This is a genomic window from Novipirellula galeiformis, from assembly GCF_007860095.1.
Classification (GTDB): Bacteria; Planctomycetota; Planctomycetia; order Pirellulales; family Pirellulaceae; genus Novipirellula; species Novipirellula galeiformis.
This window is the reverse complement of the sequence record NZ_SJPT01000001.1, coordinates 1,256,867-1,279,766: the sequence shown is the minus strand read 5'-3', so window position 1 is coordinate 1,279,766 and position 22,900 is coordinate 1,256,867. Positions and strand designations below refer to the sequence as shown.

Annotated in this window: 27 protein-coding genes; 24 read left to right on the top strand and 3 right to left on the bottom strand. The window is 54.4% G+C overall.

The features are described 5' to 3' along the window. Positions 1–172: 172 nt before the first annotated feature. The 24 genes from rpsJ to Pla52o_RS04590 all read left to right on the top strand — a co-directional run bounded on the left by rpsJ (position 173) and on the right by Pla52o_RS04590 (position 19,167). Positions 173–499 (top strand): 30S ribosomal protein S10, encoded by a 327-nt coding sequence (rpsJ, locus tag Pla52o_RS04705; protein ID WP_146593373.1) that lies wholly within the window; start codon positions 173–175, stop codon positions 497–499. A 314-nt stretch (positions 500–813) separates the two neighbouring features. Further along, positions 814–1,467 carry a 50S ribosomal protein L3 gene (gene rplC, locus Pla52o_RS04700; protein WP_231612111.1) on the top strand — a complete coding sequence of 218 codons (654 nt, stop codon included), beginning with the start codon at positions 814–816 and terminating at the stop codon, positions 1,465–1,467. An 8-nt stretch (positions 1,468–1,475) separates the two neighbouring features. Continuing rightward, a complete protein-coding gene (gene rplD / locus Pla52o_RS04695) occupies positions 1,476–2,126 on the top strand; it encodes a 50S ribosomal protein L4 (protein ID WP_146593371.1) in 651 nt (216 codons plus the stop codon). Between the two features lie 108 nt (positions 2,127–2,234). Next, positions 2,235–2,555 (top strand): 50S ribosomal protein L23, encoded by a 321-nt coding sequence (rplW, locus tag Pla52o_RS04690; RefSeq protein ID WP_146593370.1) that lies wholly within the window; start codon positions 2,235–2,237, stop codon positions 2,553–2,555. Between the two features lie 77 nt (positions 2,556–2,632). Further along, on the top strand, positions 2,633–3,493 hold the full coding sequence (rplB, locus tag Pla52o_RS04685) for a 50S ribosomal protein L2 (protein ID WP_146593369.1): 861 nt from the start codon (positions 2,633–2,635) through the stop codon (positions 3,491–3,493). Between the two features lie 76 nt (positions 3,494–3,569). Beyond that, complete coding sequence (gene rpsS / locus Pla52o_RS04680; RefSeq protein ID WP_146593368.1) at positions 3,570–3,842, top strand: 30S ribosomal protein S19; 273 nt, start codon at positions 3,570–3,572, stop codon at positions 3,840–3,842. A gap of 31 nt (positions 3,843–3,873) precedes the next feature. Then, positions 3,874–4,233, top strand: coding sequence for a 50S ribosomal protein L22 (rplV, locus tag Pla52o_RS04675; protein ID WP_146593367.1), 360 nt, complete (start codon positions 3,874–3,876; stop codon positions 4,231–4,233). A 93-nt stretch (positions 4,234–4,326) separates the two neighbouring features. Next, positions 4,327–5,037: a 30S ribosomal protein S3 gene (gene rpsC, locus Pla52o_RS04670; protein ID WP_146593366.1), complete on the top strand. Its 711-nt coding sequence runs from the start codon at positions 4,327–4,329 to the stop codon at positions 5,035–5,037. After that, a complete protein-coding gene (gene rplP / locus Pla52o_RS04665) occupies positions 4,976–5,392 on the top strand; it encodes a 50S ribosomal protein L16 (RefSeq protein ID WP_146593365.1) in 417 nt (138 codons plus the stop codon). The genes rpsC and rplP overlap by 62 nt, the downstream gene beginning before the upstream one ends. A gap of 71 nt (positions 5,393–5,463) precedes the next feature. Beyond that, positions 5,464–5,673: a 50S ribosomal protein L29 gene (rpmC, locus tag Pla52o_RS04660; protein WP_146593364.1), complete on the top strand. Its 210-nt coding sequence runs from the start codon at positions 5,464–5,466 to the stop codon at positions 5,671–5,673. Between the two features lie 31 nt (positions 5,674–5,704). After that, entirely contained in the window at positions 5,705–6,037 is a 333-nt protein-coding gene (gene rpsQ, locus Pla52o_RS04655) for a 30S ribosomal protein S17 (protein WP_146593363.1), read from the top strand. 123 nt (positions 6,038–6,160) lie between these two features. Beyond that, the gene (gene rplN / locus Pla52o_RS04650) at positions 6,161–6,529 is read left to right on the top strand and encodes a 50S ribosomal protein L14 (protein ID WP_146593362.1); all 369 of its coding nucleotides are present in this window, start codon (positions 6,161–6,163) and stop codon (positions 6,527–6,529) included. Between the two features lie 110 nt (positions 6,530–6,639). Further along, the gene (gene rplX, locus Pla52o_RS04645; RefSeq protein WP_146593361.1) at positions 6,640–6,987 is read left to right on the top strand and encodes a 50S ribosomal protein L24; all 348 of its coding nucleotides are present in this window, start codon (positions 6,640–6,642) and stop codon (positions 6,985–6,987) included. Between the two features lie 114 nt (positions 6,988–7,101). Then, positions 7,102–7,680: a 50S ribosomal protein L5 gene (rplE, locus tag Pla52o_RS04640; protein ID WP_146593360.1), complete on the top strand. Its 579-nt coding sequence runs from the start codon at positions 7,102–7,104 to the stop codon at positions 7,678–7,680. Positions 7,681–7,764: 84 nt separating this feature from the next. Further along, positions 7,765–7,950, top strand: a complete 186-nt coding sequence (locus tag Pla52o_RS04635) for a type Z 30S ribosomal protein S14 (protein ID WP_081614327.1) — start codon at positions 7,765–7,767, stop codon at positions 7,948–7,950. A 22-nt stretch (positions 7,951–7,972) separates the two neighbouring features. Beyond that, positions 7,973–8,371, top strand: coding sequence for a 30S ribosomal protein S8 (rpsH, locus tag Pla52o_RS04630; protein WP_146593359.1), 399 nt, complete (start codon positions 7,973–7,975; stop codon positions 8,369–8,371). Positions 8,372–8,503: 132 nt separating this feature from the next. Then, complete coding sequence (rplF, locus tag Pla52o_RS04625) at positions 8,504–9,049, top strand: 50S ribosomal protein L6 (RefSeq protein ID WP_146593358.1); 546 nt, start codon at positions 8,504–8,506, stop codon at positions 9,047–9,049. A gap of 48 nt (positions 9,050–9,097) precedes the next feature. Then, the gene (gene rplR / locus Pla52o_RS04620) at positions 9,098–9,466 is read left to right on the top strand and encodes a 50S ribosomal protein L18 (RefSeq protein ID WP_146593357.1); all 369 of its coding nucleotides are present in this window, start codon (positions 9,098–9,100) and stop codon (positions 9,464–9,466) included. Positions 9,467–9,509: 43 nt separating this feature from the next. Then, on the top strand, positions 9,510–10,037 hold the full coding sequence (gene rpsE / locus Pla52o_RS04615) for a 30S ribosomal protein S5 (protein ID WP_146593356.1): 528 nt from the start codon (positions 9,510–9,512) through the stop codon (positions 10,035–10,037). A gap of 64 nt (positions 10,038–10,101) precedes the next feature. Next, entirely contained in the window at positions 10,102–10,608 is a 507-nt protein-coding gene (gene rplO / locus Pla52o_RS04610; RefSeq protein ID WP_146593355.1) for a 50S ribosomal protein L15, read from the top strand. 252 nt (positions 10,609–10,860) lie between these two features. Further along, the gene (secY, locus tag Pla52o_RS04605) at positions 10,861–12,261 is read left to right on the top strand and encodes a preprotein translocase subunit SecY (protein WP_146593354.1); all 1,401 of its coding nucleotides are present in this window, start codon (positions 10,861–10,863) and stop codon (positions 12,259–12,261) included. A gap of 120 nt (positions 12,262–12,381) precedes the next feature. Beyond that, on the top strand, positions 12,382–12,960 hold the full coding sequence (locus Pla52o_RS04600; protein ID WP_146593353.1) for an adenylate kinase: 579 nt from the start codon (positions 12,382–12,384) through the stop codon (positions 12,958–12,960). 509 nt (positions 12,961–13,469) lie between these two features. Beyond that, positions 13,470–18,068 carry an outer membrane protein assembly factor BamB family protein gene (locus tag Pla52o_RS04595; protein WP_197168987.1) on the top strand — a complete coding sequence of 1,533 codons (4,599 nt, stop codon included), beginning with the start codon at positions 13,470–13,472 and terminating at the stop codon, positions 18,066–18,068. A 76-nt stretch (positions 18,069–18,144) separates the two neighbouring features. Next, complete coding sequence (locus Pla52o_RS04590) at positions 18,145–19,167, top strand: DUF6807 domain-containing protein (RefSeq protein ID WP_197168986.1); 1,023 nt, start codon at positions 18,145–18,147, stop codon at positions 19,165–19,167. Positions 19,168–19,254: 87 nt separating this feature from the next. On the opposite strand, the gene Pla52o_RS04585 is transcribed toward Pla52o_RS04590, so the two are convergent. The 3 genes from Pla52o_RS04585 to Pla52o_RS04575 form a co-directional block, all read right to left on the bottom strand. Next, the gene (locus Pla52o_RS04585; protein ID WP_146593350.1) at positions 19,255–19,818 is read right to left on the bottom strand and encodes an elongation factor P; all 564 of its coding nucleotides are present in this window, start codon (positions 19,816–19,818) and stop codon (positions 19,255–19,257) included. Positions 19,819–19,886: 68 nt separating this feature from the next. After that, positions 19,887–20,549, bottom strand: coding sequence for a hypothetical protein (locus tag Pla52o_RS04580; RefSeq protein WP_146593349.1), 663 nt, complete (start codon positions 20,547–20,549; stop codon positions 19,887–19,889). A gap of 114 nt (positions 20,550–20,663) precedes the next feature. Continuing rightward, positions 20,664–22,541 (bottom strand): cation:proton antiporter, encoded by a 1,878-nt coding sequence (locus tag Pla52o_RS04575; protein WP_146593348.1) that lies wholly within the window; start codon positions 22,539–22,541, stop codon positions 20,664–20,666. Positions 22,542–22,900: the final 359 nt, after the last annotated feature.

Below are 22,900 nucleotides of genomic sequence, written 5' to 3'. Positions count from 1 at the left end.
AACAGCCGTTGACGCAAAACGAAATCGCGCGTAAATTCTCCGCCTTCCACCTGGGCAAATTTTTCGCTCTGGGACAATGGAGTTCTATCGTGAGCGACCTGGCAAAACAACAGGCCGCAACGACAGCAAACACTCAATTACCTTTCACCCTTTTTTCGACGGATCTGCAATCGTGTCAGCCGGTGCTAGTGAGGTTATCCGAATTCGTATGGAAGCATACGATCACTCTGTGCTGGACATTAGCGCACAGGAAATCGTCGATACGGTAAAGCGTACGCACAGCGAAGTGCACGGACCGATCCCGTTGCCGACTCGAGTCGAGCGGTACACGGTCCTTTCGGGTCCCTTTGTAAACAAAAAAGCTCGTCAACAGTACGAGATCCGGACGCACAAGCGTCTCATTGACATTGTCCAGGCGACAGCCAAGACGATCGAAGCACTGAACAAGCTAAGTCTTCCCGCTGGCGTTGATATCAAAATCAAAGCATCGGCACGATAAGGCCAGTTAGCCAATCGCCAAGCGGAGTGACTGCTGTTCTGGAAAAGAGCGGATCTCCCGAAGCCCTCTAAGGCTTTGTCAGTTACTCCAGCGGCAAACTTTGCACTCAGTCTAAGAAGCATACGGTTTCCGAAATGAACGGAAGTCGAGACGATAACCACAGGATCCGGCTCCGCACGACAATGCGACGCAGCCCGGGGATGAAAGGTTCGGCTCGGCGATCTTGGGTTCCAAACACGAACGACGGACGCTCTGCACAATAGCAGGGCGAGATGAAATATATGTCACCATCAATTCTCGGCAGGAAGGTCGGGATGACTCAGGTCTTCCTCGAAGACGGTACGTCGGTACCGGTAACGGTCATCCAGGCTGGCCCGTGCTACGTACTGCAACTTCGCAGCGAAGAGCGTGACGGCTATCGTGCGGTTCAACTGGGATTCGAAGACAAGCCTCGCCGCCTTGCGATCCGCAGTGAGCGTGGCCACGTCGCGAAGCTAGACAGCAAGCGAAGCAAGGGGCGTGCCGCCGCTGGCGTCGAAGCGACCCCTAAAGCTGGTTGCGAGCCGCAACGATACATTCGCGAATTCCGAGGCGAAAGCGACCTCGAAGTAGGCACGGCCGTAACGGTCGACCAGTTCGCCGAAGTCAAGAAAGTCGACGTCACCGGCACGAGCAAGGGCCGCGGCTATGCGGGTGTCATGAAGCGACACAACTTTGCCGGCCAACGTGCGTCGCACGGTGTCAAGAAATGTCACCGTTACCCGGGCAGCACCGGCTGCTCAGCGGCACCAAGTCGCGTTTTCAAGGGCCTGCCGATGGCTGGCCAATACGGCAACACAAAGACGACCGTCCGAAACCTGGAAGTGGTTCGCATCGACGCCGAGAACAATCTGTTGCTCGTCCGTGGTGCGATCCCTGGTCCCAATGGTGGTTTCGTTTCGGTCCGCCAAACTAACAAGGTGGGTTAAAGCATCCGATGGCATCCCTAACCATTTACAATGCTACCGGCAGCGAAGTCGGTAAATACGATATCGACACTGAAGCAATCGCGAATCGCGTCAGCAAGCAATTGCTGCACGACGTTGTGGTGATGTACCAGGCGAACAAACGCCAAGGCTCACACAACACTCGTACTCGCGGCCAGGTGAGCGGCACGACAAAGAAAATGTATCGCCAAAAAGGCACGGGCAACGCACGTGCCGGCAGCAAGCGAACCAACATTCGCCGTGGCGGTGGCGTGGCTCGCACGGTCAAGCCTCGCGACTACAGCTACCGGTTGCCCAAAAAGGCAGTTCGATTGGCGACCCGTATGGCAATCCGATCCAAGATCGATGATGGTGAAGTGCTGGTAATCGATTCGCTCGGTTTCGACACCCCCAAGACGAAACAGATGGCTACGATCCTAAAGGCACTTGGCCTTGAGGGCACGAGCACCTTGGTTGCAACCGCTGACCAGGACATGACGGTCTACAAGAGTGGCCGCAACATCCAAGGCGTTAGCGTCCACCCGGTTCGCGATTTGAACGCACTGGAAGTTTTGCGTCCGAAGCGAATGCTGGTGACCAAGGATGCCTTGGATAAAATCAAGGACGGCACGTTCGCTGGCCCACAAGCCAGCGACGAGTAGGACGTCGAACGAACGAGTCCGTAGCGATTAACCCGCTCGCGCGGCGTAGCAAAAACCCTACGCCTCGCCACCGCAGCACAACAAATGTTTTAGCCGAGTGAAGAAACAATGGCACATATTAAACCACCAGCACCTGCGAACGCGATCGACTTAGAGCCGCACCAGGTTCTGCTTCGCCCGCTCGTCACCGAAAAGGGTGTACACCGGGCAAGCCGCAACAATCAATACGCGTTCCAGATTCACCGCGATGCCACCAAGCTCGATGTGAAAAACGCGGTTGAGACGCTTTTCGACGTAAAGGTCGAGAAGGTTCGCACGCAAACTCGCAAAGGCAAAACCCGCCGCTACCGCTTCCGAGCGGGACGCACCGCGGATTGGAAGAAGGCGATTGTGAAGCTCGGCCCCGACCACCGCATCGACTTCTTCTAGCACATTAGAATCGCGGCAACGACCGCTTTTTAACCGAAACTGAAAACTGCAAACTGTTAACTGCTGACTGAATCATCATGGGAATCCGAGTCTACAAACCGACAAGTGCTGGACGCCGAAACGCGTCAGTAAGCGACTTTGCCGAGTTGACTCCTGGTGCCAAGCCCGAGCGGAACTTGCTTCGCAAGAAGCGAAAGACCGGCGGACGCAACAACCAGGGCAAGATCACCGCACGTCACCGTGGTGGCGGTCACAAGCAAATGTATCGTGTCATCGACTTCCGTCGCAACAAAGACGGAATGCCGGCAGTCGTGGACTCGGTTCAATACGACCCGAACCGTTCGGCTCGGATCGCATTGCTGAAGTACGCGGATGGCGAAAAGCATTACGTCGTCGCTCCTGCGGGTTTAAAAGCGGGTGCCACGGTGCTCAACGGTCCCGATGCGGCTCCGGTAGTCGGCAATTGCCTGCCATTGAAGAACATCCCATTGGGCACCACGGTTTGCTGCATCGAATTGCGAGCCGGCCGGGGAGCAACGCTTTGTCGATCGGCGGGAACGCAAGCGACATTGATGGCTCGTGAGGCAGATTGGGCACAGATTTCACTGCCAAGCGGTGAAATTCGCCGGATCCCTAGCGTTTGCCGAGCGACCATTGGTCAAGTCGGCAACAGCGATCACATGAATGTCCGCCTCGGAAAAGCGGGTCGTTCACGTTGGTTGGGCCGACGCCCTCACGTTCGCGGTACTGCAATGAACCCGATCGACCACCCGCACGGTGGTGGTGAAGGCCGAACCAAGGGTGGTCGTCACCCAGTAAGTCCTCAGGGCAAGAGTGCCAAGGGCGGGTCGACACGCCAAAAACGCAAACCAAGCAACAGCTCGATCGTTCGTCGGCGTAAGAGCCGCCGTTATGGTCAACTGAAGCTACACAAGTAAGACATTCACCAGGAACATATTCCCTGGGCCCAAGGCACTGGTGCCCTGTGGTCTGGCATTTAAAAATTGATTGATTATGAGCCGTAGCAGCAAAAAAGGCCCGTTCGTCGACCCGAAGTTGTTCTTCAAGGTCCAAAAGCAACTTGATGGTGCTCGCGCCGAACCAATCAAGACCTGGGCTCGTGGTTGCACAATCGTCCCTGAATTCGTGAATATCACATTCATGGTTCACGACGGTCGCAAGCATGTAAAGGTGCTGGTGTCCGAAGACATGGTAGGACACAAGCTAGGCGAATTTGCTCCGACGCGGACCTTCAAGGGTCACGGCGGCAAGGGCGGCAAAAAGTAACACGTTGGTGTAACCGAACACGAGATAAGTTATGGCAAGTTTCAAAGCACACTATCGGAACGCGAGAATCAGCGCACAAAAAGTGCGACTTCTGGCGAATTTAGTCCGAGGCATGTACGCCGACGAGGCACTTGATACACTCAAGTTTCAACCACAACGTGGTGCGAGAATGCTTGAGAAGTGCATCAAGAGTGCAATCGGCAACGCACAAGATCCTGATCAAAACGATGGCCGAAGCCACCGCATTGAAGAGTTGGTATTGACCGATGTTCGCATCGACGGCGGACCAATGCTGAAACGCATTCGTCCCCGTGCTCGCGGAACCGCGTTCATGATCAAAAAGCGAAGTAGCCATATCAGCGTTGGCTTGACGCCGATTGACGAAGTTTAAACCAAACAGATTTGACGAATCGATTGTTCGGGCACGCTAAGGAGCGGTCGGAACAAACCAATCCCGTTAGAAAGAACATACGAGTCCTAAGTTATGGGTCAAAAAGTTAACCCGATTGCGTTTCGACTAGGCGTGACCCGCGGCTGGAACAGTCGTTGGTATGCGTCGAAGCAGGACTTCGCGGACTTGTTGGTAGAAGATCGCAAGCTGCGAGAGTTTATCACTAAGCATCCCAAGAAAACACAATACAAGAACGCGGGCATCGATCGCATTGAGATCGAGCGTACGCGTGACGAAGTTCGCGTGATGTTGTACGTCGCACGACCAGGTTTGATCATTGGCAAGAAGGGCCAAGAAATTGAGATCCTTCAAGCGGAATTGCAAAACCTGATCGGCCGACGAATCAACTTGAAGGTTGAAGAAGTCGGTCGCCCGGAACTGCAAGCACAGCTGGTTGCCGAAGACATCGCACAACAACTGTCCAAACGATCAAGTTTTCGTCGTACGATGAAGCGATCGCTCGAACAGACGATGGATGCCGGAGCCAAGGGAATCAAGATTCAATTGGCAGGCCGGTTAGGTGGAGCTGAGATGGCTCGCCGAGAGAAACAAATTGCGGGTTCAATTCCGTTGAGCACCCTGCAAGCGAAAATTGACTACGGAACGACTGAAGCGGTGACGCCACAGGGGCACATCGGGATTCAGGTTTGGATTAATCAAGGTACTTACGGAGACGAATCCGATGGCGCTGATGCCCAAGCGGGTCAAGCATCGAAAAAGCCAAAGAGGTCGCATAAAAGGTAACGCGACGCGCGGCAACACAGTCGTCTTCGGTGACTATGGTATTCAATCGCTAGATGCGGGTTGGATCAAAGCCACGACGATTGAAGCCGGTCGTATCGCTGCCCAGCAATACGTCCGCGGCGAAGGAAAACTGTACATTCGAATCTTCCCCAACAAATCGGTTACCAGCACTCCGCTGGAAACTCGTATGGGTAAGGGTAAGGGTGAACCGGATTTCTGGGCCGCGGTTGTTAAGCCGGGAACCATTTTATACGAACTCAGTGGTGTTACCGAACAACAGGCCAAGGTTTGTTTTGCTCGTCTAGCGAGCAAACTACCGGTCAAAGTTCGGTTCGTTGAACGACGCACTGCTTAATGTGAGTAACAGGCGACGGCCAATTGCGGCCGTCGCGATGAGTTCGCTTACACCTAAGACATTTCAAAGCTATGACAAAGACAACCGAACTTCGCGAGATGAGCGACGATCAGCTGGAAGCGACTGCAAATGAAGCGGGTCAAACCCTGTTTCGCTTGCGTTTCCAGTCTCAATCGGAACGGCTCAACACTCCGAGCGAAATCAGAAAAAACCGTCGCACGATTGCTCGGGTCAAAACGATCCAAACAGAGCGTTCCAAGGCGACTACAACTAACCCCTAATTTCCCGTCCGCCAACGGGTACTAAAGACCTATGCCAAAGCGCGTCGTTACCGGAACCGTGACCAGCGACAAGATGAGCAAGACTCGTCGCGTCGAGATCAACCGTGTCGTTAAACATCCGAAGTACAAAAAGTATGTTCGCAGACGGACGGTTTGCCATGTCCACGATGAGAACAACGAGTCGGGTGCTGGCGATCGCGTTGAGATCATCGAATCCGAGCCATTGAGCAAGCTCAAGCGTTGGCGGTTGGTCCGCGTGCTCGAAAAGAGCACCGATGTGGATGTGGCTGCACTGCGTGCGGCTCGTAAAGCATCGGCTGAAACCGAGGCGATGGAAGCGACCCACGCGGCTGAGTCCAATTAGACGCTAAGCCATTGAACCCAACGCTGTACCCCAGCGACGCGGCTTTGAACCGACGGTTGAAAAGCCGTGTAACAACACATAATTTTCGTTTAGTAGCGGAATGGCCTCCGGCCACGATAGATCATGATCCAACAAGAATCCCGTCTCGAAGTCGCCGATAACACTGGCGCTCGTCAAGTGATGTGCATCAAGGTACTCGGAGGCAGTCGTCGCCGGTTTGCTGGAGTCGGTGATGTGATTGTCTGCAGCGTCAAGAGCGTTATTCCTGGCAGCGACGTCAAGAAGAAAGCGATTGTGCGTGCGGTCATCGTTCGCACCAAGACTCCGACCCGACGCCCCGATGGTAGCTACATCAAGTTCGATACAAACGCTGTCGTTTTGATCGACAAGGACAAAGCCCCTCGTGGAACGCGTATTTTCGGTGCGGTTGCTCGTGAGCTTCGGGACCGAAGCTTCATGAAGATCGTTAGTCTGGCGAACGAAGTGGTTTAATTTGAAGGAAAGTCGCCAGATTCAGGCGAACAAAGCCGTTCGGAGTCTTGGCTTTCTAGAAAACCACGATAGATTAAGCAATCCAAATTTTTACCCAAGTACGAATTACCATGTTTTTCCGCGTTGATGACGAAGTCCAGGTGACAGCTGGTGCCGACAAAGGGCACAAAGGAAAGATCCTGAAAATCGATCGTAAAGAAAATAAGGTTGTCGTCGAAGGTGCTGGCCGAGTTTGGAAGCACGTTCGCCGCAGCCAAAAGAACCCCCAAGGCGGTCGTCTCAACAAAGAGATGCCCATCTCGGCAAGCAATGTCATGCTGATCGATCCAACCACCGGCACCCCAACTCGCGTTGGCGTCCGCTACTTGGCCGACGGCAGCAAAGAACGTTTCGCCAAGAAAAGTGGCGCATCGCTGGGCAAAATTGCTCCAGCAAGAGCAACCTACGCAGCAAAGTAGCTGGTGACTTGTTGGCGTTAATCTCGCCAACAAATCGGCTGCGAGTCGTTCAGTGAAACGGCTCGGTGAAAATACAATACAACCGTTCAACACATTAGATGTAGCTGAGCCAAAATGGCTGAATCCAAACCACGAATGCAAGTTCGCTATGAAGAGACCATACGCAAAGCGTTGGCCGATCTGCATAGCTACCAGAATCCGCACCAAATCCCACGTGTCGAAAAGATCACGTTGAACATGGGTGTGGGCGCGGCGACCGGCGACAAGAAGGTCCTCGACTTGGCGTACGAAGCCATGACCGAGATCGCAGGCCAAAAGCCTGTGGTGACCTTGGCTCGCAAATCGATCGCCGGATTCCGATTGCGTGAAGGTATGCCGATCGGTTGCATGGTGACACTACGACGCCAACGGATGTTCGAGTTCCTCGACCGTTTGATTTCGATCGTGTTACCGCGAGTTCGTGACTTTCGCGGTATCAACCGGAACGCGTTCGACGGTAGTGGAAACTACACTCTTGGCTTGAGTGAACAACTGGTCTTCTCCGAGTTGAACCCAGACAAATTCACCCGTCCCCAGGGAATGAACATCACGATCGTCACATCGGCAAAAACGAATGATGAAGCTCGCGATCTGCTGACTCAGTTTGGAATGCCTTTCAAGGCTGAAAAGAAGAAAAAGACCGACGCCGCTTAGAGTCGCGATCGTCTTGTCGCTTCTATCGACATGTTATTACGAAACAAAACAAAGACCCTGAATTAATCAACGGAACCAGCGCCCGTGGCAAGTAAATCGAAAATCGCGAAGGCCGCACGAAAACCAAAATTCAGCACTCGACAAGAGAACCGCTGCAAATTTTGCGGTCGTCCTCGATCGGTGTATCGCAAGTTTGGTTTGTGCAGAATCTGTTTTCGCGAAAACGCCAACATTGGGTTGATCCCCGGCGTTCGCAAGGCCAGTTGGTAATTCAAAAGGGGAGAACTTAATTATGATGACAGACCCAATTGCCGACATGTTGACTCGAATCCGCAACGCGGTACGCGTCGAAAAGCCGTATGTGGATATCCCAACGAGTCGCGTTAAACGCGGTGTTGCGGATGTGCTCAAGCGAGAAGGATTCATCTGGGACTGGAAAGAAGTTGACGAAGACAATCCTTCGCCAACCCTTCGCCTAGAACTCAAGTACGGCCCTAACGGCGAACGCGTGATCCAATCGATCAAGCGAATCAGCAAGCCTGGCCGTCGTTTGTACAGCCACAGCAAAGAACTGCGACCGATTCTCGGTGGGATGGGCATTAGCATCATCAGCACCAGCAAGGGCGTGGTCAGCGATCGTGAAGCTCGCCGCGACAATGTCGGTGGCGAAGTTCTTTGCGAAGTATCCTAGTGCTGCAGCTCGGTTACCACTCGGCGACTTCGCCGGTGGGCCAGCGGTAAGCGAAACTCAATCCATAAATTTGCACAGTCAAACGCAGATGTTCTCGTTGTAGACATCTCCGCAGATAACGAAGACAAAACAATGAGCCGTATCGGAAAGAAGCCGGTTGCAATCGACAGTGGCGCGAAAGTGGCTGTTAACGGCAACGTCATCGAAGTAGAAGGCCCCAAGGGCAAGTTGACGTTTGAACATCGCCCCGAAGTGACCGTCACCATCAATGGCGACGACAACGAAGTGATCGTCAGTCGTGATAACGACGACCGCACCTCGCGTGAGCTTCACGGATTGACCCGCGCTCTCGTGAAAAACATGATCGAGGGTGTGACGAAGGGCTACGAGAAGAAACTAGAAATTGTCGGCGTTGGCTACTTGGCGTCGATCAGCGGAGATGTGTTGCAGTTGCGTGTTGGTTTTGCCAACGAATTGCAGTGCAAGATCCCAAGCAACCTACAGGTCAGCTGCCCGGACCAGACTCATATTGTCGTCCAAGGCTGCGACAAACAGAGCGTTGGCCAATTTGCCGCCGAAGTGCGTGCTTGTCGTACTCCTGAGCCTTACAAAGGCAAGGGGATTCGATATCAAGGCGAATACGTTAAGATCAAGCCTGGTAAGTCTGCGACCAAGTAGTCATTCGGCGTAAAATCAAATCTGGGCATAGAGCTAGCGAATAGAACGATGGACAAGAATAAGAAGCTGCAAAAGAAACGTTTACGTCGACGGCACCACGTGCGCAATAAATTGCGAGGCAGTGCTGATCATCCTCGACTTTGCGTTCAACGGTCACTCAAGCACTTTGGTTGCCAATTGGTCGACGATGAGTCGGGTCGCACCCTTGTGAGTGCGAGCACGTTGGACAAGAGCGTCCGAGCCAGCTTAAGCAATGGCGGAAACAATGACGCGGCCGCGGCGATCGGAAAGCTAATCGCGGAACGTGCCTCGTCGGTCGGAGTCACAGCGGTCAAACTAGACCGGGGTCACAACAAGTACCACGGTCGGGTCAAGGCGTTCGCAGAAGCCGCGCGAGAAGCCGGACTGCAATTCTAAAGTTTGATCAGAACGTAAAGAAACATTTCCTGAGGACAGAACGATTAGTAACGGACCACGAAACAAGCGAAATAATAGCGAAGAAAACCATCTCGGTGATTTGCTAGATCGCGTCGTCAAGATCAAGCGTTGTGCTGCCGTTGTTAAAGGCGGTCGGCGTTTCAGTTTTGCAGCGATGGTTGTTGTCGGCAACGGCAAGGGCCAAGTCGGTTGGGGCTACGGCAAAGCAAACGAGGTTCCCCCAAGCGTTCAAAAGGCACAAAAGCAAGCTAGCAATAGCTTGATTGAAGTTCCTGTGGTTGACGGAACCATCCCTCATCAAGTTTGGGGTCACTTCGGTGCCGCCAAGGTTGTCATGATTCCAGCAGGAGCTGGTACCGGTATCATCGCTGGGCAGGCGGTTCGTGCGGTATGCGAAGCATGCGGCATCCACGACATCTTGACCAAATCATACGGAACCAACAATCCAGTCACATTGGTCAAAGCGACCATCGACGCACTTTCCAAGCTGCGTACACGCGAGCAGATCGCTGCTTTGCGGGGCGTAGAACTCAACGAGTTGACCGTATAGTACGGTCCGAACTCGGCGAACAACTAGACAACGATTACAATAAGAAATTGGCTCAGGTTTCGTTATGAACCTCAACGACGTGCATCGCGGGATAACCAAGCACCGCGCCCGAAAACGAATTGGTCGCGGTCCCGGTAGTGGTACCGGAAAGACGTCCGGCCGTGGTCACAACGGACACAAGAGTCGCAGCGGATACAGCCGCAAGCCCAACTTTCAGGGCGGTGCGATGCCAATGTTCCGTCGCATTCCAAAGCGTGGTTTCAACAACCGTTGGGCGCTGACCGTATTCGCAGTGAACGTCGGTCGGTTGAACGATAGCTTCGACGATGGTGCGGAAGTCACTTTGAAGTTGCTCGCGGAGAAGGACCTTGCGAAAGGTACCTTCGACGAAGTGAAGATCCTCGGCGACGGCGAATTGACCAAAAAGCTGACCGTGTCGGCACACCGCTTCAGCAAGTCAGCTGAAGAGAAGATCACCGCGGCGGGAGGAACGATCATCAAGTTGATCGCCAAACGCCCACCCGCTGAGCGCGCTGCTGATTTGAAGAAGCAACGTGAAGCGAAAGCGTGATCGCTTAGCGTTCGAAAAAACTATGAATTAAACGAAGAGGGGTGGATGCGAGCATTCATCCCTTTTTTATTAGCTCAAGACTCACTTCCCTATCGCTGCAAATTCGTGTAAACGATAGACTCGGCCGATAAATGTAAGTGAAGCAATCAGCGTTCACATCGTGGGGCAGCCTTGATTTCGGGGTCTGCCATTAGGATTTAGGCAGGCTTTCTTCGCAAAGACCTGTCCCACACTCTGAGATAGCCTAGACGTATGTTTGAGAAACTACGAATCATTTTTTCGATTCCTGAGCTTCGTAAGAAGGTTCTCCTCACCATCGGCCTCTTGGCGGTTTATCGGATCGGGTTTCATATTCCGCTGCCGATGATTGCAACAAACATGGGCGACGCGGCGGGCGGAGCGGCCTCCGATTTCTTCGAGAAAGTTAGCGTGTTCGCTGCTAGCGATCTTCGCCAAGCGACCATCTTCGGTCTCGGAATCATGCCTTACATTTCGGCATCGATTATCTTCCAACTGCTCGGCAGCGTGTACAAACCGCTCGAGGAGTTGAAAAAGGAAGGCGAAGCTGGCCGCAAGAAACTGAACGAATACACGCGTTACTTGACCGTGTTCATCTGTGTGATCCAGAGCTACATGTACCTCAAGTTCATGTTGATGGCGGGTGGTAGCACCGGCTACGGCAATATCAATCCGAACTTCCTAAACGCGGATGCCACCGGCTTGTACTTTGGCTGGCAAATGGTGGCCGTGTTGGTGATGACCTGTGGAACCGTGTTCCTAATGTGGCTCGGCGAACAGATCGACGAATACGGGATCGGCAACGGGATCAGTTTGCTGATCATGGCCGGCATTTTGGCTCAGATGCCGAAGGCACTGTACGAATTGATCCGTAACATGAAAACCGAGCTGACGGGGCTGAGCCGCGGCCAGGTCGGTATTGAAACATTGATCTTATTGGTGTTGTTGTTTGTAGGGGTCGTTTTCGGCGTGGTCTTTATCACGCTCGGACAACGCAAGATTCCAACTCAATCGGCCAAGTTCACTCGAGGTCGTCGCGTCTACGGTGGCACACGTCAACACTTGCCACTACGCATTAACCAAGCCGGCGTGATGCCGATTATTTTCGCGAGCAGCTTGTTGATGATCCCAGGCGTAATGTTTGGTTTCATGGCCGGACGCTTCGAGGGTGGCGGAGGCGTGTTTAACGTGCTGAACATGTTTAGTTTGACGCTGAGCGACCAGACGTCGTACATCTTCAATCTATTGTATGTGGCGTTGATTTTCTTCTTCTGTTTCTTCTGGACGGCGATCACCTTCAACCCGAAGGAAATGTCAGACAACTTGCGAGACAGTGGAACGTTTATTCCCGGCTATCGACCTGGGAAACGAACGACCGATTACCTGGAAAAGGTAATGGTGCGAATCACGTACGTGGGTGCAGGCTTCCTCTCGATCGTGGCAATCGTTCCGACAATCGTCTACGGCTCCCTTGGGGTGCCTTACTCGATCGCCGGTTTCTACGGCGGCACCGGTCTGTTGATCGCAGTGAGTGTTGCGTTTGACCTGGTCCAAAAAATCGACTCGCACTTGGTGATGAGAAACTATCGCGGCTTGCTTGAAGGAGCCGGCGGAGGCGTTTCGCCGGTGGTTTAGTCGAACCATTGGCACGTGGTGAGCTGACTCGTTGATCGTATCTCGACCTCGGTTCGAGATACGCTAGATCACGAGCTGGCGTTTTACAGTTGAGTTCACGCATTTCTAGAGTAGAGCGCGATGCGGATCGTCTTTATCGGACCGCCGGGTGCTGGCAAGGGAACTCAGTGCAAGCGGCTTACGCAGTTACTTGACATCCCTCATCTCTCCACCGGCGAGATGTTGCGCGCGACGCGCAAGGAGTCCGCGTTGGGGCGGATCGTATCGGGATACATTGACGGCGGTCGACTCGCCCCCGATTATCTTGTCATGCGAATCGTGACGAAGCGATTGGTCGAAGGCGATTGCAGGGGGGGGTGCTTGTTCGACGGCTTCCCCAGAACGCTCGACCAAGCCCAAATGCTCGATGAGCATTTAGCAACCAAGAACGATGGCTTGGATCTCGTTCTTGATTTGAGCGTCGGACAGGAGGAACTGGTTTCACGACTGTTGAATCGAGCTAAGATCGAGAACCGGCCCGATGACAATGCAGAAACGATCTCCGCTCGGCTTCGCGTTTTCTTCAACCAAACCGCTCCGCTTTTGAATTACTACGAAAGCCACGGGATCGTGCGACATATCGATGGCAGTCGATCGCCAGATGAGGTGTTTGCGCAGATCCGCTCCTGCGTTCAATCGGCAAAACCGAAGAAGGTTTAGTGCGCGTTATCGCGACGCTTGAGGTCACGATGCGACGCGGCTTTTTTCGCCGGTGTACTTAGCCGCCCCCGATGTGACTCCGGTTGCTTTCACATCGCCCCTCGGTCTGTCGCGCATGCGGCTCCTCGGTCCATCACGCATGCGGATCTCGTCGTGAACCGCGGCGAGAATTTCGGCGCGTTCGGTTTGGGAGTTTCGTCGACGAGGCGGCAACTGCTTTTCGAAGCGTTACAGGAGCGGACGGACGGGCGCGTGGATGGGCGCGTGGGCCGGCGAGCGGGCCTGCGGGCGAGCGGGCGGGCGGACACCGCAGAACCTCGCGGCATTCGCAGGGCAGCTGCGTCAATATCGAAGCATTCGGCTTTGTCGGATTGCGCGAGGATCCCATAAACTTGCTAACCTGCGGTCCAATCGAGCGGGTGCTTTGCGGTACAATACGTTGTAGGGAAAACTCGTTGCGGCTCACTAAAATCGTCCGCCCCCTCACCCTTTCATTCACAGGATTTGCTGTGCGTACGTGCTTAAAGATGGACCGATTGCATTTCTCGGTGGCTTGTCTCTTCGTCCTCGCCTCAGTCACGATGACGAAAGGCAGTTGGGCGCAAGGGTTCTTTCGCCCGATCTCGGGGGCACAATCGGGACGGTTTATTGAAGCACCGCGAGGCATGCTGCAGCAACTACGTGAAGCGGAGCGTGCGATTGAAAGTCAGAGTTACAGTGATGCGGTAGTGCGACTTGGCGACCTGTTACAGCGAGACTCCAGAGCGAACGACGAGAATGGACTTGGCGGGCAAGATTTTTTCCTGGACGCCGATGAAGCGACAAACGGCACGACTCTATTCAAAGAGAGTCTTTTTCGTCGGGCGCGCGACATCGTCGGCAGCCTGCCTTCCCAAGCCCGCGAAACCTATCAACTTCGCTACGGTCCGTTATCGCGTAAGATGCTCGGCGATGCGGCCGCGACACGCGATTGGAAAGCCGTGGCCGCGGTTCGACGCATGTATTTTCACACCGACGCAGGCTATGAAGCGTCGCTATTACTAGCCAAACGTGAATTCTACGGCGGTCATGCGTTAGCCGCTTCGATGTTGCTTGACGACATCGTGACGGTACCGGCGGCAATTTCACACCTAGGTGAATCAGTCCACCTCCTTTACGCAGCGACGTGCCACGCATCGGGTCGTGACGTTGCCGAATTTGATTGGAAAGGGGCGTCGGTCACGATCGATGGGAAATCGGAAACGATTGCTTCGGCCGACGAGTGGAAGAGCTGGCTTGAAAAGCACCTGCTCAACCGCGATGCCATCGAGCGCAACGACGCCGACTATCCGATCTTCGGTGGCGAACCCAATCGCAATGAATTGAGCCAGGGTGAAATGCCGCTGGAGAATGAACGTTGGTTGCTAGATACAACAGCCAGTCCACGCCAAGGTCGCACCCTTCGAGAGGTGTCATCGAGCTTAGCATCGAGTGGAAAATTGCCGCCGCCGAGCTGGACTCCGATTCGGGTCGGTGACCAAGTTCTGATGCGAACCACCGAACGGCTCGTGGGCGTCGACTACCTCAGCGGCAAACGCATTTGGATGTACCCATGGTTCTCGCCCCATCAAAGCCATCAATCCAACGAGATCGAGTTTGACGCCATTCCCGGCGAAGACGATGCTGCGGACCTGTTGACCCAACGTGTTTGGAATGACTTGCCCTACGGAGAAATCAGTAGCGATGGCAAGCGGGTGTTCATGGTCGATGATCTTGGTGAAGTCGAGATGGCATCGTTTAGTCCGATCATGGGGATGCGTGGCACCCGTCCTGCCGACAGCAGTTCCAATACGCTTGTCGCGTTGGATTTGGCAACCGAAGGAAAACTATTGTGGCGTCTGGGCAAGGGAGAGAGCACCGCATCGACACTGAGCGACGCGTTTTTCCTCGGCCCACCGTTGCCACTTGATGGACGCCTTTACTCGCTTGTTGAAATCGCGGGCGACATCTTATTGGTCTGTCTCGATCCAGCCACGGGGGAGGAATTGTGGCGTCAACATCTGACCGCCGTGGAGACGGGAGGCGTCGACACCGATCCGGTTCGGCGGGTGGCGGGGGCGACACCGACGTTCCATGAAGGCGTATTGATCTGCCCCACCGGCGCCGGAGCGATGGTCGCGATCGACTTGGTCGACCGGATGTTTCGTTGGGGAACGATCTTCAATCGAAACGACGATTTTGCTCGCAACATGGCTGGACGAGGTCGCGGTGTCGAAACCGTGCCGCTGATGCAGCGTTGGCACAACGGAACCGCCATCGCGGCGGACCAAACCTTGCTGGTCACGCCGATCGAATCCGATCGACTCTATGGATTCGATTTGGTGAGTGGGGAAGCATTGTTTAGTGAAAAAAACCGCATCACGATGCGCTACCTGGCGGGGATCCGTGACGGCAAATTTTTCTTGGTCGGGACCAACCAAATGAGTGCCTACGATGCCCAAACCGGCACCAATGTGTGGACCACGACATCGGACCTGTTAACGGTCGGTCAGAACATTTCGGGACGGGGCGTGTTTGGAGAAGGTTATTATTTGTTGCCCACGACATCGAATGAAATCATCAAGGTCTCGTTGAGTGACGGATCGGCGTTGGATCGTCGCCAACTACGATTCCCACTCGGCAATCTCGTTGCCGCCCAGGGCGAGTTGATGTCTCACAGCCCCACTTCGCTTGCCGTCGCTTATGGGGAAGCGTCACTAGGTCCCAAGATCGAGCAAGCCTTAGCGCGGAACCCCGAGGATATCCAGGCGCTCATTCATAAAGCCGAACTACTAATTCAACGTGGTCAGCGAGACGAAGCGTTGACGTTGTTGGCCCGAGCACGAGAGCAAGAACCGGACAACGACGAAGCATTGATGTTGTCGGTCGCAGCCATGCTCGACTCGCTACGTGAATCCCCCGAAGTCGATGGCGGCTTAGTGGAAACGCTTGATAAGTTGATTTACCAACCCGAACAACGCGTGGAGTTATTAGCGTTACGGGTGCGTGCGGCACTGCAAGCTGAAAAGCACGAGGATGCCGCGAAGTACATGCTTGAGTTGTCCAACGTCGTGACGTCGGAACCCGCCAGCGAAGATGCGATCAATCGCATTGTCTCAGATGCGGGTCGTCAGTGTTCGCTCGACGCTTGGTTAGCGGCGCGGTCGGCCGAATTAGCGAGCCAAACCGGGGCGAAGGATCGCGAGCGAGTCAACCGTATCTTTGCCGATTCGTTCGCAGATAAACTCCATAGCCCCAATAACTTGTTGTGGCGATTGCTACAACAATTCGGTTCGGTGACAGGATCCGATCCGATTCGGAACGAGTTATCGACACGATTCGAGAAAGAACAAGAATGGCTTCGCGCCTACAGCTTGCAGCTCGGTAACCGACTCGCGACCGACGCTCAATTGGAATCGTTACCGACGGATCGCTTGTTTCGTCTGGCCAAAATTTACGCGCGGAGCGGTTTTGCCAAGGATGCGATTCACATCTTAGAACAGCTTCGCGGTCGCGAAGATGGCCCCGAGCTCGCAATGCTCGATGAACTCGAAGCCGCGACGCTGCCACTGATCACAACACCGGAGTGGTCCGATTCAGCGAGCCTAAAGTGGGAACCGCGGCCGAGTCGCACGCGAGCGACGATGTCGCTAAAGCAACAGGTTTCGGAAACGACAATCTTAGCGGGCCGGGAATTCCAAGGTTGGCGTTTGGTCAGTGAAGGTGCGTTTGCCTTGGCGCTGCGAAATCCGCATGGCTATCCTCGCGGGATTCCGCTGGATCTCGAAAACCGGCAACGTGACATGGGACAAAACGAGGCCAAAATTTCTGGCGGCGTGATGGTCGTCGTCACTCCCAACGCGCTCGTTGCGATCGACTTGCATCGGCTCGATAGCCAAGCGAATGAATCGGTCCTCTGGCGACACAGCCTCAGTAGTGACGATTCACCTCTGCTGAAACGACGCAGCAGCCCCACTCGATTTGGCGACCAGGTTTTTCAATATTTGATCAATGGTGCGACCGCCCGAACCCCGGTCCCCACGTTCAATCTAGGCCCAATCCTTGGCGACCGTGTATTGGCACTCCAGGGCGGTGAGTTGATGTCGCTTGATCTGTTCACCTCGGAAACGCAGTGGCGAAATTCGGATGCCCCCGTTAGCGGCGTCGTCCTCTGCGATGGCAAGCAAATCGCGGTGGTTTCCGATAGTGAAAAACGAATGGTGTTTTACGACCTGCATGACGGAGCCAAGCGAGGCGAAACCCCATGGACCCACGGCCAAATTTGGACCGCCCAAGGCGAACATGTCCTAGCGTATCAACCTACCACCACGTCACGTGAGTATGAGATTCGCTTGATCAATCCCTTTACCAACGATATCAAACTCAGCAAACGAGCCGCCGAGGCGAACCGCACCAACGAAAACATCCCCGCGTCCTACGGCCGCATTGTGGGAGGCCGCTATTTCTCACTATTGGACACCGCGGGAAACGCAACCCTTTGGGATTTGATGGATGCCACCGAAATCAGCAGTTTGCAATTGCCCGCTTACCCCGACTTGATTGGGCTGCATGCGATGCGGTTGGAGGATAAGTTCTTCTTGCTGCCGATGCGTCGCCCGAAACCCAATGAATTGCCGTCTAGCTCGCAGCTCCATACACGCGAAGGCAACGACCACGAAACAACCAACGCCTTGTTTACAATTTCACTCGGCGACGGAACTCTACTGTGGCAAAAAGAATTCGAGGAAGCTTGGGGATGCACCATCCATCAACCCGACTCGACGCCTGCGGTGTTGTTGACGCGTGGTCGATCGACATTCCGCAACCCTCCGGTCCGCACCCGCACCTTGGACTTCGTGGCCTTTGATGTCGATGACGGGCACGAAGTCGCCTCGGTGCTGGATAAAGACGTTCCAAGCCATACCAATGAACTGGAAACGCAAACAAAAATTCCTCCCGGCCAAGATCTTGTGATTGTTGACATCGGGATCGAAAAGCTGCAATTAAACTATAAGCTGAACGACATTGGCGACGAAACCGATGGCGTCCCCGATGCCAAGCCCAATATCGACACCAACGAACTCCGTTAACCCCATATCAATCGGCGGAGCCCGGCTTGCCAGGTTCCGCTGAATGACCACTTTGTTTTACTCCCTAGGAACGACCATGGAAAAGTTGAAAGCTCAAGTACTTAAATCGCTGCGTTTTGTTACCCTCGCGTCTGCCTCGGTTGCGTTCGCAGCGGTCGGCTCGTCCGATGCATGGGCAGAAACCGCAGCGACTACCGCCACGTTGAGCGTGACCGAAGAAGACTCGCCCAAGGGATGGAACGTTTACGACAACGGTAAATTGTTCGCCGGCTATATCGCGAACCAAAACGGTTTCCCGATTATTTATCCCGTGATCGGCCCTGGGGGAGAACGGATGACGCGTGACTTCCCGATGAAATCGGGAACCGAGGGCGAAAAATTAGACCACGACCATCATCGTTCAATGTGGTTCACGCACGGCGAGGTCAACGGAGTCGATTTCTGGATCGATGACGCCCATGAAGGTGCGGGACGGATTGTCCAAACTGCAGGGAAAGCCACCGTCGATAAAAAACACAACGCGGTCGTCATCACCACCGAAAATGACTGGAATGACGGCGAAGGAAAACGCCAGCTGTCCGATTCACGTCGCACCACCTTTCGCACGCTTGATGGAAAACGAATCATCGACTTTGAGGTTGTCCTGCGCGCGACCGATGGCGATGTGAACTTCGGTGATACCAAAGAAGGAAGCTTGGGCATCCGCGTCGCTGGCACCATGAAGGTTGACGCCAAGCAGGGCGGCAAGATCACCAATGCAGAAGGGCTAACCGACTCGGCAGCCTGGGCCAAGAAATCGAATTGGGTAAATTACTCGGGCCCGGTCAATAACAAGCCCGTGGGGATGTCCGTTTTCTATCATCCGTCGAGTTTTGCCGCACCCTGCAATTGGCACGTTCGCACCTACGGTTTGTTTGCTGCAAACCCGTTTGGCCACTACCACTTCAACGGCGGCGATAAAACAGAAGGTACCACCCTGAAGGATGGCGAAACGATGTCGATCCGCTGCCGAGTGATCCTTTATCAAGGTGACTTCAATGCCGACGAAACCGCGAAAGCGTTCGTGAAATACGCCGCTGAAAAGCCCGCTGCCTTGTAGAGCTGCGGTAAAAATTGCCAACATCGAACGCCGCCGAGCGTTCGATGTTGGGTTGTGTTGCGGAATCGAAAATGTCGCCCGCGAGCCCTAAGCACGCGACAAGAATTCGCCCGTGCGGGTATCGACTTTGATTCGCTCCCCTTCTTTGATGTATTCGGGGACGTGCACGACAAGATCGGTTTCCAAGGTCGCAGGCTTCGTCCGAGCGGTCGCAGAGTTGCCCTTGATACTTGGGTCACACTGTTTGATCGTCAACTCGACCGACGCTGGAAGCTCAATCCCCACGCACTCGTCGTTGTAAACCAGTGCCCGAATGCCTTCGAGCCCTTCGGTGATGTACGGAAGTTGCTCTTCCGCATCTTCGATGGGCACGTCGTATTGCAGAAAACTCTCCTGATCCATCACGTACATATGAGTTGGATCGGTATACATCAATTGCACATTGCGTTTGGAAAAATCTGCTTCGGCAACGACATCGGTTCCTTTGAACGTGATGTCGACTTTATTTCGCGTGACGACATTGCGGCCACGAAATTTGTACAAGGTCGCGGCGCCACGAGCTGAGGGCGATTGAACCGACAGCGAAACGATGACGATCGGGTTTCCTTCGTGGACCACGACGGATCCAGGTTTGACTTCTTTTGCAAGCATGGTTGAGTAGCTGCCCTTCATTGGGGACAGCCCCTAAGGGATGGGAATAAAAGACCAACGGTATTATTTCATCGCCACAACCATTTACGAAAGCCCTCAACGACAAGCTCTTCTCGACCGGAGCTATGCCAAAGCAAAAGACCGATCAGACAGGCGGCAGCCAAGAGCATCGAAAACCCTGCGAAATTGCGTGGCACCGACTGTCGGGGAACCGCTTCGCGGAGATATCCTTGCAATTGATGCCAAAATCGAGGCGTGAGATTCGGTTCAAACGCCAATATTTGAGCGGAGTCCGCTCCCGGATGGCCATCGACTCGCAATTGGACTTGGATCGTGGGCAACGTGACTTGCCACCGCGTCGCATCGCCGACCGCCGCAGGATCAAGCCGACGAGCGGCTTGCAACAAAGGCTCGAAGACTTGCTCAGGCGAACGACCATAGATGACGAGTTTGGGCCGGCTTGTGATCGCGATGAGGGTCAAGCAAAGCGAGTAGAAGGTCGCAATCGCAAACCAAACCCAGGGTCCAAACATGCTGGCCGCCGGAGTGGGGAAAAACAATTCCGCGGGTCCGACCGCAACCAACCCGCTGATCGCAATCCCTAATGCAGCAACGTCACGGGCTCCGGTCGTAATCATCGCCCGTCCTGAGGCGCGAATGCCACCGATCAAAATCAGGTAGCCAATCAGCGGTAGCAGGGCAAGCAGTAGCGTGAACGGAGGAATCAACATCGATAAGAGAGGGACCGAGAAAGGGAAGGGAAGTGGGTTACGGATCCAGGATCATGCAGGTCCCGCAACGTCATCATTCGCTTCGCCAAAGCGACCAATGGCTTTGCCAACGCATTATCCTTTTGCCGACTTGGTCTCTGGATCCATCGCCACATGCTCGACTGGCAACGGAACCGACGTGACCAGACAAATAATCGTTTGCCCCGACTCGGGTTTCAAAGGATCGCTGACCGTATTCATCAGCGGGGTTCCATCGCTTGAAATCACACACAACAGTTCGGGAACCTCATTATACCGACGAATAAAGTCAGTGTAGCTGAAGGAATCGGACAATTTGGTGGTTTTGAATAGGGCGCCGGACTCATGCAGGTCGCGAATTTTCGAGAACGTCAACCCTTCGCGAAAAAGTTGTCGCCCCATCAAATTCCGGGTCATTTCACGCCGTGAATTCGTGTTTTTCACGCTGAAATTAAGCTGATAAAGCTGGGCGCGTTCGAACATCCCACGACACTCTCGAACCGCCAGCGAGTTGACTTCATCATTCGGGGTCATGGCCAGAAAACGCCCAATCCCCGCCACCGTCAGATCCTTGCGTGCATGCTCGTTAAGAATATTGATGCACTCCGCTCGTAGCCCCGCGACACGCGCCTGTGAAACCTTGTTGTAGTTCGTGTCGAGCAGCATCACCGGCACGCCCGCGTTATTGAGCTCCAGGGCAAAGTCTCTCACCCAGTGTTCCGCACCCGCAATCAAAGCTCCATTGGACTTTTCATCGGCAAGTCCCAACAGTCGAGCAATGGGCGAAGCGGCAATCCCGTACACGGCGACCGTTCCCGCGATGACCAGAAACGTCACGGTGGCAAGTTGATCCGAGCCGGCGAGATCAAACGCCCCGCCGCGGCGTTCGATTTCCAACGCAAAAACACTGCTAACCGCCGCAGCGACGATCCCGCGGGGGGCAAGCGAGGCGACAAAGGCTCGCTCTCGTAAATCAAGCGGCGAGCCCAACAGCGAGACAAACGCGGAGATCGGCCGCACGATCAGAATCATCAACAGCAAAAACAACAAACCATGCCAACCATGAGCGATCACATCATCAATGGCCACGCGCGAACCCAGAACAATAAACAGACAACCGATTAGCAGCGTCCGTAGGTTCTCTTTGAGCTCGATGATGTGCTCGATGTCAAAGTGACGCTGATTCGTCAACCACAATCCGATCACGGTCACCGTGATCAAACCGGACTCGTGCGCCAAATGGTCACTGATTGCGTATAACAGCAACCCGACCGAAAGCGTCCCAATCCCGTGCAGTTGATCGGGCACCCAATAACGCCGAAATGCTGTGGTCAGAAAAGCGCCGCCGGCGCAGCCGAGTCCCATCCCCACGAGGATGGTTTTGGAAAGCATAAAAATCGCCGAACCGAGATTCGGCTCGGACGAATGCACCAAAATATTCTCAAACACGAGCACGGCCAAAACCGCTCCGATCGGGTCGATCACGATCCCTTCCCACTTCAACGTCGACGCCACACGCCGGGTCGGCCGGACTTGCCGAAGCAGCGGGCCAATCACCGTCGGACCGGTCACCGTTAAAATTGCCCCCAGCAAAAAACTGATGGGCCACGCAAAGCCAAGCGTGAAATGGGAGGCCACCGCGGTGCCCAAGAACGTAATCAATGCGCCGAGGGTCACTAACCGAAACGCGGCACTGCCCGCTTCACGAAGCTCATGAAATTTGAGCGACAATCCCCCTTCGAACATGATCACCGCGACCGAGAGCGAAACGATCGGGAACAATAACTCGGGACCTGCCTTGGCAATCTCGCCCCCGGTCAATTCGGCAAGATACGAATCCGGTTGGACAAACTGCCCCAACAGGACTCCGAACAACAACAGCAGCAAGATGCCAGGTAAACCCGTTCGCCACGCAATCCATTGGGCTGCAACACCAAGCGAGGGGATTAGGGCTAGATAAAGCAGTAGGTCCATAATGTCGATTTCGCGTTGGAATCGCGTGAAAAAAGTATCGGTTCCCCGTGGTTCAAAACCCCGCAGCAGCGGTTTCCAGCAGCGGGTGCGGGAAACTTACTTCCGTTGCCTCCCGATCCTGGCTTCGCAGGACAGTGCCAACGTCAGCCGTAAATTAACCGGAAGCGTAAGTGAGAAAACAACTTACGCGAAAGCCTCGCGGATGTTTCGAGTTAACCAAAAGGTAAAAGAGTCAGTCAAAATGGGCTAGGCAGCCAAGTGGGGACGCGGTTCGCGTTACGAAAACTGCAGCAAGGTGCGGAAGGTCATCAAGGTCGATAATGTAGCGGACGGCTCTGGGTTGGATCTAGCGGTTAGCG

Excerpts from the sequence above, each read along its gene's own strand:
- rplD (WP_146593371.1), top strand. The coding sequence starts at position 1,476 with ATGGCATCCCTAACCATTTACAATGCTACCGGCAGCGAAGTCGGTAAA.
- rplP (WP_146593365.1), top strand. The coding sequence starts at position 4,976 with ATGGCGCTGATGCCCAAGCGGGTCAAGCATCGAAAAAGCCAAAGAGGT.
- Pla52o_RS04580 (WP_146593349.1), bottom strand. The coding sequence starts at position 20,549 with ATGTTGATTCCTCCGTTCACGCTACTGCTTGCCCTGCTACCGCTGATT.
- rplE (WP_146593360.1), top strand. The coding sequence starts at position 7,102 with ATGGCTGAATCCAAACCACGAATGCAAGTTCGCTATGAAGAGACCATA.
- rpmC (WP_146593364.1), top strand. The coding sequence starts at position 5,464 with ATGACAAAGACAACCGAACTTCGCGAGATGAGCGACGATCAGCTGGAA.
- rplW (WP_146593370.1), top strand. The coding sequence starts at position 2,235 with ATGGCACATATTAAACCACCAGCACCTGCGAACGCGATCGACTTAGAG.
- Pla52o_RS04600 (WP_146593353.1), top strand. The coding sequence starts at position 12,382 with ATGCGGATCGTCTTTATCGGACCGCCGGGTGCTGGCAAGGGAACTCAG.
- rplV (WP_146593367.1), top strand. The coding sequence starts at position 3,874 with ATGGCAAGTTTCAAAGCACACTATCGGAACGCGAGAATCAGCGCACAA.
- rplR (WP_146593357.1), top strand. The coding sequence starts at position 9,098 with ATGGACAAGAATAAGAAGCTGCAAAAGAAACGTTTACGTCGACGGCAC.
- rpsQ (WP_146593363.1), top strand. The coding sequence starts at position 5,705 with ATGCCAAAGCGCGTCGTTACCGGAACCGTGACCAGCGACAAGATGAGC.
- rpsH (WP_146593359.1), top strand. The coding sequence starts at position 7,973 with ATGATGACAGACCCAATTGCCGACATGTTGACTCGAATCCGCAACGCG.
- Pla52o_RS04575 (WP_146593348.1), bottom strand. The coding sequence starts at position 22,541 with ATGGACCTACTGCTTTATCTAGCCCTAATCCCCTCGCTTGGTGTTGCA.
- rpsC (WP_146593366.1), top strand. The coding sequence starts at position 4,327 with ATGGGTCAAAAAGTTAACCCGATTGCGTTTCGACTAGGCGTGACCCGC.
- rplO (WP_146593355.1), top strand. The coding sequence starts at position 10,102 with ATGAACCTCAACGACGTGCATCGCGGGATAACCAAGCACCGCGCCCGA.
- Pla52o_RS04590 (WP_197168986.1), top strand. The coding sequence starts at position 18,145 with ATGGAAAAGTTGAAAGCTCAAGTACTTAAATCGCTGCGTTTTGTTACC.
- rplX (WP_146593361.1), top strand. The coding sequence starts at position 6,640 with ATGTTTTTCCGCGTTGATGACGAAGTCCAGGTGACAGCTGGTGCCGAC.
- rplN (WP_146593362.1), top strand. The coding sequence starts at position 6,161 with ATGATCCAACAAGAATCCCGTCTCGAAGTCGCCGATAACACTGGCGCT.
- rplC (WP_231612111.1), top strand. The coding sequence starts at position 814 with ATGACTCAGGTCTTCCTCGAAGACGGTACGTCGGTACCGGTAACGGTC.
- Pla52o_RS04585 (WP_146593350.1), bottom strand. The coding sequence starts at position 19,818 with ATGCTTGCAAAAGAAGTCAAACCTGGATCCGTCGTGGTCCACGAAGGA.
- rpsS (WP_146593368.1), top strand. The coding sequence starts at position 3,570 with ATGAGCCGTAGCAGCAAAAAAGGCCCGTTCGTCGACCCGAAGTTGTTC.
- rplB (WP_146593369.1), top strand. The coding sequence starts at position 2,633 with ATGGGAATCCGAGTCTACAAACCGACAAGTGCTGGACGCCGAAACGCG.
- rplF (WP_146593358.1), top strand. The coding sequence starts at position 8,504 with ATGAGCCGTATCGGAAAGAAGCCGGTTGCAATCGACAGTGGCGCGAAA.
- secY (WP_146593354.1), top strand. The coding sequence starts at position 10,861 with ATGTTTGAGAAACTACGAATCATTTTTTCGATTCCTGAGCTTCGTAAG.